This window comes from Actinophytocola sp. (genome assembly GCF_036555685.1).
GTDB lineage: Bacteria > Actinomycetota > Actinomycetes > Mycobacteriales > Pseudonocardiaceae > Actinophytocola.
The window spans coordinates 1-1,971 of record NZ_DATBKY010000164.1; the positions used below are offsets into that span (position 1 = coordinate 1).

Consider the following 1,971-nt stretch of genomic DNA (forward strand, 5'->3'; position numbering starts at 1 on the left):
GCCTCGTCGCCGTCGGCCGCCTCGACGGTCCGAAACGACTCTCGCTCCAGGTACCTGCAGACCACGTCGCGCACGATCGGCTCGTCGTCGACCACCAGGATCTTCGGAGACTGCGTCTGCTCCACGAGCCCAGTATCGCCCGCCGCGCGCACCGGGCGCTGTGGCCGCGCGCGAATTCCGGGTCTCGTAAGGATTGCGAAAGACCTCCACAAGGACTCGGTCCTAGCCTGCAGCGACACCACGACGTGAGGAGAGACATCATGAAGCGAGTCATCGTGGTCCTGCTCGGAATGGCAGGACTCCTTCACCCGGCGAGCGCCCTGGCGCACACGCGGGGCGCCGTCTTCACGCTCTCGAACGCCGCAAGCGGCAACAGGGTGATCGCCTTCCAACGCGACGCCAACGGGCACCTCGGCCCGAGGCACACGTTCGCGACCGGCGGTCGCGGCACCGGCGCCGGCCTCGGATCCCAGGGGTCGCTCACCCTCAGCCCCGACGGCCGCCGCCTGTATGCGGTGAACGCGGGCAGTGACACCCTCTCCGTGTTCCGGGTGTCCGGCGCACGCCTCCATCGCCTCGAGGTCGTGCGCTCGGGCGGCGACCTGCCGATCAGCGTCGCCGTCGGCGCAGGCCGCGTGTACGTCCTGAACGCCGGGACGACGCCGAGCGTCGTGGGCTTCCGGGTCACCGGTGCCGGCATCACCCGGATCGACGGCGCCTGGCGGCACCTCGCAGCGGGCGACGAGGACCCGGCTGAGGTCGCGCTGAGCCCAGCCGGGAACGTCCTGGTCGTCACGAACAAGACGTCCAGCACCATCGACACGATCCGGATCCGGAGGCACGGCGCGCTGGCACATGCCGTTCCGCATCCGTCGGTCGGCGGCACCCCCTTCGGGTTCGCGTTCGCACACAGCGGAGCCCTGGTCGTGTCCGATGCCAGCATCCCGCCGAGCAGCGGCGCCACCTCCTACTCGGTCTCCCGGTCGGGCGGTCTCGCCGCGACCTCCCCGGCGATCGAGAACCACCAGCAGGCGGCCTGCTGGGTTGCCGTGACGCCGAGCTCACGCTTCGCGTACACGGCCAACACCGGGAGCGGCACCGTGTCCGCATACCGGATCGAGCACGGCGCGATCGCGCTTCTCGGCAACGGCGTCGCCGCTGACACTGGCGCGGGCAGCAAGCCCGCGGACGAGGCGATCACTCCCCGCGGCGACGTCCTCTACGTGCTCCTCGGCGGTGTCGGCCGTGTCCAGGCGCTGCGGATCGGCGCGGGCGGGACACTGCATCACGCCGGGTCCGTGGGCAGCCTCCCGGCCGGAGGCGCAGGGCTCGCGGTCCGCTGAACGGCCCAGCCGGCGGGGGGCGCCGCGATGTCACAGCGGCACCCTCCGCCGGCGTGTGTGCGGACGGCCGCCGGCCGGCTGCGCTACGCGACCTGGGCGTCGCCCATGGCGGACTGCTGCGCCATCGCGGCGGCCACCCGGGCCAGCGTCTCGAGCGGAAAACGATCCCCCAGCGGTTCGAGCGCCTCGCGGACGGCGTCGTCCTCCATCCGGCGGCACTCCACCTCGACGCGCTCCTGGAGGTAGCTCCACAGCTCCTCGGTGTCCTGCGTGCTCGCCATCGCCTTGGCGAGGAGCGGCACGACGTGCTCGACCAGCGGGTCGCGCCGAGACTGCTGGGTCTCGTCTGTCATCGTCATCGTCCTTCTCCTTCTGCGGAACCGTCCAACCTTCACAGGGGCGTCCTCTGCCACAACTTCCTCCCTTGACGCGCTGCGACCGTGCCCTACAGCCATTGCACGGGCGGTCGGGGCGCTCGTCAAGCCTTGGCCTTCCAGAACGTGCCAGCCGCAGCAGGCCGCCGCGCCCCGGCCGCCAGGTGGGAAGGACGACGGCACCTGCGAGCACATGCAGATCCGGTGGTCGGTCTGGCGGCAGAGACGCGGCGCGCTCGGGCCCGGTGTCGGGC

At 71.7% G+C, this 1,971-nt stretch carries 2 protein-coding genes; one reads left to right on the forward strand and one right to left on the reverse strand.

Going from position 1 to position 1,971, the window contains the following annotated elements:
* Positions 1-260: 260 nt before the first annotated feature.
* Positions 261-1,343 (forward strand): lactonase family protein, encoded by a 1,083-nt coding sequence (locus tag VH969_RS15940; RefSeq protein ID WP_331974812.1) that lies wholly within the window; start codon positions 261-263, stop codon positions 1,341-1,343.
* An 83-nt stretch (positions 1,344-1,426) separates the two neighbouring features.
* Here the strand turns inward: VH969_RS15940 and VH969_RS15945 are convergent, their stop codons facing one another.
* Positions 1,427-1,702 carry a hypothetical protein gene (locus VH969_RS15945; protein WP_331974814.1) on the reverse strand — a complete coding sequence of 92 codons (276 nt, stop codon included), beginning with the start codon at positions 1,700-1,702 and terminating at the stop codon, positions 1,427-1,429.
* Between the last annotated feature and the right edge of the window lie 269 nt (positions 1,703-1,971).